This window comes from Centipeda sp. (in: firmicutes), assembly GCF_057271695.1.
The window spans coordinates 1-7,501 of the sequence record NZ_DBHIVL010000100.1 but is presented as its reverse complement, the minus strand read 5'-3'; the positions used below and the strand labels follow the sequence as shown (position 1 = coordinate 7,501).

The 7,501-nt window shown below is 54.8% G+C and carries 6 protein-coding genes and 1 pseudogene; all 7 read left to right on the top strand.

The window, feature by feature from the left end:
- Positions 1 to 157: 157 nt before the first annotated feature.
- A complete protein-coding gene (locus tag ACO6BQ_RS11510) occupies positions 158 to 1,144 on the top strand; it encodes an ABC transporter substrate-binding protein (protein WP_489121083.1) in 987 nt (328 codons plus the stop codon).
- 29 nt (positions 1,145 to 1,173) lie between these two features.
- Positions 1,174 to 2,013 carry an ABC transporter ATP-binding protein gene (locus tag ACO6BQ_RS11505; RefSeq protein WP_489121085.1) on the top strand — a complete coding sequence of 280 codons (840 nt, stop codon included), beginning with the start codon at positions 1,174 to 1,176 and terminating at the stop codon, positions 2,011 to 2,013.
- Positions 2,010 to 3,038: a FecCD family ABC transporter permease gene (locus tag ACO6BQ_RS11500; RefSeq protein ID WP_489121081.1), complete on the top strand. Its 1,029-nt coding sequence runs from the start codon at positions 2,010 to 2,012 to the stop codon at positions 3,036 to 3,038. The genes ACO6BQ_RS11505 and ACO6BQ_RS11500 overlap by 4 nt, the downstream gene beginning before the upstream one ends.
- A gap of 1 nt (position 3,039) precedes the next feature.
- Positions 3,040 to 3,741, top strand: a complete 702-nt coding sequence (locus ACO6BQ_RS11495) for an energy transducer TonB (RefSeq protein WP_489121079.1) — start codon at positions 3,040 to 3,042, stop codon at positions 3,739 to 3,741.
- A gap of 9 nt (positions 3,742 to 3,750) precedes the next feature.
- Positions 3,751 to 5,751 carry a TonB-dependent receptor plug domain-containing protein gene (locus tag ACO6BQ_RS11490; protein ID WP_489121077.1) on the top strand — a complete coding sequence of 667 codons (2,001 nt, stop codon included), beginning with the start codon at positions 3,751 to 3,753 and terminating at the stop codon, positions 5,749 to 5,751.
- Positions 5,752 to 5,845: 94 nt separating this feature from the next.
- A complete protein-coding gene (locus ACO6BQ_RS11485; protein WP_489121075.1) occupies positions 5,846 to 6,814 on the top strand; it encodes a TIM barrel protein in 969 nt (322 codons plus the stop codon).
- A gap of 169 nt (positions 6,815 to 6,983) precedes the next feature.
- Positions 6,984 to 7,421: pseudogene (locus ACO6BQ_RS11480) on the top strand (PAS domain-containing protein); the annotation flags it as partial.
- Positions 7,422 to 7,501 lie beyond the last annotated feature (80 nt).

Here is a 7,501-nt window from a genome sequence, read left to right as displayed (position 1 = left end):
AGATTGGCGTAGATTTTTTCGTCCGAACAAGGAGGCAAACCGGACGCATAGCAAAGGCTATGTGGAGGATTTGCCGACGCAGTGCGGGCAAAAAAGATGCGCTAAGATGGTGGTGCTGAATTTATCAGTGCTTCCCAAGCATCGGAAAGGAAGAGAGATGTTGTTAAAGAAAAAGCTCCCCGTGCTTCTTCTCTGTATGTTGTGTGTCTTGCTCACGGCATGCAGCATACCAAAGACGGGTGAGGAGAAGCCGGCGGCATACACGGTTACGGATATCGAGGGAACGGTGGTTGACTTCCCCGCCCCGCCGCAGCGCATTGTCACGCTCTCGATGAGTACAGATGAGACGATGCTGGGTCTGGTCGAGCCGGAGCGCATCGTGGCGGTCAACAGTCTGCTCGACGATCCCGTGAGTTCCAATGTGACGGGGCTTGTCAAAGGGATTCCGCAGCGCATCGGCAATCCGTCGGTGGAGGAGATCATGGCGTTGCAGCCCGATCTCGTCGTCGTCCCGGACTGGGGTGATCTCACGATAGTACCATCGCTGCGTGAGGCGGGACTGAAGGTCGTCGTCTGCAAGGGAGCGTCCAATCTTGCGGAGATTCGTGAGACAATTACACTGCTCGCTGCAGCGACAGGGGAGCCGGAGCGCGGGCAGAAACTTCTCTCCATGATGGATGCAAAACTTGCGGAGATTCGGGCAAAGGTGGAGCGGATTTCACAGGGGGAGCGCAAGCGCGTCGTTCTCATCTCTCTCATGGCAGGGTACGGCGGTCTTGGCAGCAGCTTTGATGAGGCGTGTCGCCATGCGGGCGTGATCAACGGGCGTGCCGAGCTTGGCATTCGCGACTTTCAAGTGATGACGAAGGAGCAGCTCGTTCAGATCGATCCCGATATCCTCTTCCTGCCGACATACAACGATCATGGGAAATACGATGTGGAGAAATTCCGCAGGGAGTATCTGGACGACCCGTCGCTGCAGACGATGCGGGCGATTCGAAGCAAAGCGTTTGCAGAGCCGTTCGAGGGCTATCTCTACAACTGCTCGCAGGACTTTGTCTTCGGCGTGCAGGAGATTGCGTACTGCGTCTACGGCGATGAATTCAAGCAGCCTGAAGATGAACATCTTTCGGCAGTCGAGTAAGGGGAGGGGGAGATTTCTTTTTGAACGAAATGGTTCGGGCGGACGGACTCTATGCGGGATATAACGGAAAGGTCATCCTTGCGGATGTCTCGTTCCGCGTCGGCGCGGGGGAGATTGTCGGGCTGATTGGGCCCAATGGCGCGGGTAAGAGCACCCTCCTCAAAACGCTGCGCGGCATCCTCCCCGCACTCTCCGGCTCTGCCGCATTGATGGGGGCTGACATCCGTACGCTTTCGGCAAAGGCGTTTGCGCGGCGCGTCGCCTATCTGCAGCAGCGCGTGGAGACGACGTTTGACTATACGGCACGCGACATTGTGCTCGCAGGACGCTACCCCTATCTCTCGTGGTGGCGGCAGGAAAAGGCGGACGATCATGCGATCACTGAGGCATGTATGGAGTACACGGGCGTCTTGGAGCTTGCGGATAAACCGCTTCATGCCATGTCGGGCGGGCAGCGTCAGCGCGTCCTGCTCGCGAAGGTGCTTGCTCAGCAGACTCCAGTCCTCTTTCTTGACGAGCCGGCGACGGGGCTTGACCTCATCTATCAGGAGGAGATCTTTCGCTTTTGCCGAGAACTCGCTGCGGCGGGCAAGACGGTTTTGTTTGTGGCACATGAATTGAGTCTTGCCGCACGCTTCTGTTCGCGTCTGCTGCTGATCGCGCACGGTACGCTCCTTGCCGACGGTGCGCCGCAGTCGGTGCTGACGGATGAGCTCCTGACGCGGGCATACGGGGCATCCGTGCGTGTTGTCGAGAATCCGCTGACCCATCATGCGGAGATCTACACGGAGGCGGTTGATGGACGGGAGAATGCGCACCTTCTTCGCGTCATTCTTGGCAGAGAGGAGAGGGGGGAGACGAAGATATGAGTTTTGGACGGACACAGCTCTTTCTGTGTGCCCTTGTCGGTGCGCTCCTCTTTGCGATTCTCCTGTCTATGAGCTCGGGGCAGTATGACATTCCGATGGAGGCGGTCGTCGCCTCCTTTGCCCATGCGGCAGGGCTTCCGATTCTCACCGATGTCGTCGTGACACCGGAGCAGGAGGCGGTGCTCTGGCACATTCGTCTCCCGCGCACACTTGTTGGCATGATGGTTGGGGCGGGGCTCGGTGTCTCGGGAGCTGTTTTGCAGGGGATCTTCAGCAACCCGCTCGCCGACCCCGGCATCATCGGTGTATCGAGCGGTGCCTCCGTCGGTGCAGTGCTCGCTATCGGTCTCGGCGTGACGGCGGGCAGCGTGATCTCCCTGCCTGCCTTTGCATTTACAGGCGCAATGCTCGCCGTTGGCTTAACCGTCGCACTGTCGATGCGGCACGGCCGGATTCCTGTCATGACCCTCCTCCTTGCGGGCGTTGTGGTGGGGATGTTTCTCGGAGCGTGTACGGCAGCGATTCTCACAGTGATGAATGAGCAGAAGATGCAGCAGTATCTTTTCTGGACGATCGGAGGACTGGACTATCGGCGCTGGGATCACGTCCTGCTCGGCATTGGTCCGATCGGGGTCGGCGCATCTGTTATGGTGTTCCTCGCACGTCATCTGAATCTGCTCGCGTTTGGGGAGGTGGAGGCGCGTGCGGCGGGAATGCCCGTAACGGCATTCCGTCTGCTCTTCCTCGTACTCGCTGCGCTGACGACGGCATCGGGGGTCTGTATCAGCGGCAATATCGGTTTTGTAGGGCTGGTCGTACCACATATGGTGCGTCTTCTGATCGGTCCCGATCATCGGCGGCTGCTTCCCGCGAGTCTCCTTGCGGGGGCGGTGTTCCTCGTGCTCTGTGATTCTCTGGGACGTATCCTGCTCTCGGGCATGGAGATCCGCGTCGGCATTATGACAGCGTTTATCGGTACGCCCTATTTTCTGTATCTCCTGCGTAGGCATATGAAGGCGGCATGATATGAGCGAGAATAATACTTTGCGGAAAGCGTTCGCTGCCTCTTTCCTGCTGCACTGTGCAATCATATTGATCGCAGCGGCATTGGGACCCTTTTCTTTTGCAGAACCTTCTTCGGCGGAGTACATGCTGATGGAGGTATCGTTCTATGATGGGGACGGAGATATCAGCGGCGCAGGGAGCAGCGGCGAGGTTCTTCCCGAAGATGCGGTAAATTTCCCAGATGATCCTGTTTTGCAGGAGGACTATGTTGTGCAGGATCAGCGTCCTGTTCAGTCGCGTCCGGTTCGGCGAAGAACGGCAGCTGCGGTCGGGAATCAGGGTCGAGCGGGAGGTGATTCCTCCGGGAATCGTACGGCGGGCAGTGGAACGGGACACAGCTCCGGTACAGGCGTGAGAGGCGGTGGGGGGGCGGGGAATGCACCGCCCCCGCCGCCCAGGGAGCGTGTGGAGGCGAGTCTTCGCTCAGAGGCTGCCCCCGACTATCCACAGGAACTGATTGATGATGATATAGAGGGGGTGGTTGCCATCAAGATTCTAGTCGCGTCCGATGGTTCCGTGGAGGATGTCAGTGTCGAGTCCTCATCGGGCTATCGTGCGATGGACAGAGCCGCTGTTGCCGCAGGCTGGCGGTTCCAGTTCAATCCGGGGGATAATGGACGGAGGGGGGTGTGGAAAAAGACATTCCGCTTTCAGTTGAATTGATATGGAGGTATGACAATGAAGATGTGGAACAAGAAATTTCTTGCAGCAGCGGTCGCGCTCTCAGCGATGACGGGGCAGGTCTATGCGGCGGAGACAGCGTATACGGGGGGAGAAGCAGATGAACTGATGCCGACCTACTCCCTCGGTGAGGTCGTTGTGACCGCAACACGTACGAAGAAGCGGGATATCGATGTGCCCGCCGCGACGACGGTCATCACGGCAGAGGACATTAAACAGAGCGGCGCGTCGAACGCCGCAGATGTGCTCTCGAAGGTCGACGGCTTCGTCTATAAATCCTTCGGCCCCAACGGCGCAGCGATGGGAGCCATGACGAATGAAGTAAATCTGCGTGGGATTAAGGGCGGCGCGCTCGTCCTTATGAACGGGAATCCGATTGCATGGCGTGGAAAGTATAACCTCGACCAAATCCCTGCAAGCAGCATCGAACGTATCGAAATTGTCAAAGGGAGTGGGTCTGTTCTCTACGGCAGTGAGGCAGTCAGTGGTGTTGTCAATATCATCACAAAGAAAAAGGGCACAAACGAGGTTCATGTGGGCTTTGGCAACTATGGACAGCGCAGCTACGGTGTCAGCGTCGGGGATGAGCGCGTTAGCTTCTACTATAACTGTGATAAATGGGGAAACAGAGACGGGCTTAACTATGCAAGTGCATCGACTGCTCGTTTTAGGGGAGAGACACGTCAGAATGTCAGTGATATCATTAGACAGAATGTAGGGCTTTCTTATCAAGTGAACCCCAGACTGAATTTCCTTTTTGGTTACTATGAAACGGAGGGAAAATATACGCGTGAAGTATCTCAGGCACGTGGAGGCAGTTCAAGATTGCGTGTGGGGGATGTAATTCAATCCCGTAAATATGAAACGAAACAGTATATTACGCAGTTGAATTATCAAGATGCCGATTGGAAGGGGAATTTGTTCTATAATACGGGGAATTTGGCATATGAGGGACCTACATATATCACAAATTCATGGCAGAGAAGGAATAGTTGGTACCATACGCGTGAAAAAAACAGTTCATACGGTATGGATGTACAGCGCACTTGGAAGATGAGTCCAAAATCTACCGCAATATTGGGCTTTGACTTGGTTCACGAAATGTATGCAGTTATTCCTACGTCTCATCGCCCGAGTAATGAACGGTATTCGCGCAACAACTGGGGGATCTTTGGGCAATGGGAGCAACGCTTCGATGAGAAGAACACGGGGATTTTCGGATTGCGTGGGACGTGGACAACGGGTGCCGCACGCAGTCAGAACTACAGCAATCTCAGTGCATCAGGGCAGTGGCTGCACAAGCTCAATCGCGAGAACAGCCTATACCTGAATATCAGCCAATCCTTCGTCATGCCAACCTTTGCACAAATGTATAACGATAATGCTGCACAGCTTCCTTCACCGAATCTGCGCCCGCAGAAAGGCATCAACTATGAAATTGGTTGGAAGCAGAATCATGATGGGCACGTATGGAAAGCCGCAATATTCCATATACGCGTTAAGGACAATATCATGCCACACGTTGACGATCTGTCAAATCCAGTGCGCTACTATACGAATGAGGAGATGCGGAACGTTGGGGTGGAACTCTCCAATGAAATTCAGGGAGCGAACGGATTCTCCTACAACTGGGGTGTAACGTGGCAGAATCCGATGACAAAGAATACTGAGAATAACCTTGGATGGGTGCGTACATTTGGAAAAGTTCAGCTGACAGGAGGCGTGAATTACCACAAAGGGAAATGGACGTCTGCGCTCACGGCTTCTTATCTTGCAGACCGTGTACAGACGCCAAACAGCAAACCCGCATTTCGTTCTAAGCCTTATCTGCTCACGACATGGAACACAACATATGCGCCCGATGAGAACAGCGAGATCAGTCTGCACATTGACAATGTGCTCGACCGTGATGATACGACGATGCACAGCAGTGTCAACCGTTACCATACGGCACCCTTCAACTATCTCCTCAGTTACAGCTACAAGTTCTAGGAAGGATGCTCCTCTGTTCTTTACAGCCCGTGAGAACGGTGTTAAAATATCGTCCATAAAGGACGTACAATCATGGGGCTAGAACGGGGCATTTATGATTACACTGGCGAATCTATCCAATGCGGACTGCGATGTGGAGAATTTGCTCCAAAACAGTTCGGATACACTTCCGACAGTCCTGCACACGCACATGCTGGACGGCATCGAGTTCATGCTCTGTGCGCCGTGGGATCGTGCGATGTTTCCACCGACCTATATCAAGGGCGTGCATCTCCTGTTCTGGCCGACGTGGGTGGATTTTTGGCGCGGCAACCGTGCGGCACTCATAGAGGAGTTCGGCAGCGAGGAGAATATCCGCGCCTACTACGGATCTTTGCACGTCAGTGACTGGATCGCAGCGTGGAAGGAGAATCTGTGGCAGGCGGCAGAATGTCAGCCGCAGTACCTCGTCCTGCACGTCGCGCACAATCGCACATCCGAGATGTATACGCGTGCATTTGCCGCGACGGATGAGGTTGTCATTCGTGCGACGATCGAACTCGTGAATGAAATCGCGTGCGAAATCCCTGAGGGATGCAGACTCCTTTTTGAAAACCTCTGGTGGCCGGGGTTGACCTTTTGTCAGCCGCATCTGGCTGCGATGCTCTTGGAGGAGGTTAATTATCCCGCTGTGGGCTTTATGCTCGACACGGGGCATCTGATGAACACGAATCTCGATCTGCGGAGCGAAGCAGACGGCGCGTCGTATGTGACGAAGATCTATCGGAATCTCGGCGAGGTGGGGAAGTACGTCTATGGTTTGCATCTGCACCAATCGCTTTCCGGCTCGTATGTACGTGAGATGATGCACCGCCATGCAGGCGCGTGCGATCCTCTGGACTGGCAGACGGCGATGGAGTACGTCATACGCGTGGATCGGCACGAGCCGTTTCAGACAGAGGCGGCACGTCGGATTCTTGACGCTGTGCAGCCGGACTATCTCGTGCACGAGTTTTTGCAGCGTTCGCGTACGGATTGGGAGCAGAAAATTCGTACACAGCAGTGTGCGCTCGGTGTTTTATAAAAGTGTCTCTGATAAAAGGACAGCTGCGTGCGAAAGGTATGCGGCTGTCCTTTCTTTTTGTTATCAATGCAATGAATCCTCAACTACCGCTTGCATATATGAGCGAATATGGTACAATAAGCCTACATAATTGAGCGTTAGTTTTTTGGAGGGAATGCAATGTTTGACAATGAACAGTGCCGCTGCCGGCGGTGCGCAGGATTTTGCAGGGACGATTCAGGGGATTGTTGCAGGTCATGAGAAGAACGAGCTCTTCACGAAGCTGCATGGCGGTGAGCCGTATGCCGCTGACCTGAACGCGCTGATCGACTGTGTGAACGAGGAGCTGGAATACCAGAGGTTCCGTCTGCGCACGGTCAATGAGGCGGTCAAGTCCGGTATGTGGTATATGAAGATCAATCCGGATTTCAGTATTGCGTACGCGATCTGGTCGGATGAGTTTCGCCGTATGGTCGGCTTCCGTGGCGAGTCGGATTTCCCGAACACGATCGAGTCGTGGAGCTCGCGTCTGCACCCCGATGATGTGGAGGGGACGTTTTCTTCCTTTAACGCCTGTATCCGCGATCTCAGCGGACGCACGATGTATAATGTGGACTACCGTCTCAAGGAATCGCTGATAAAATGAAGTCCGTCAGATTGGCGTAGATTTTTCGTCCGAACAAGGAGGCAAACCGGACGCATAGCAAG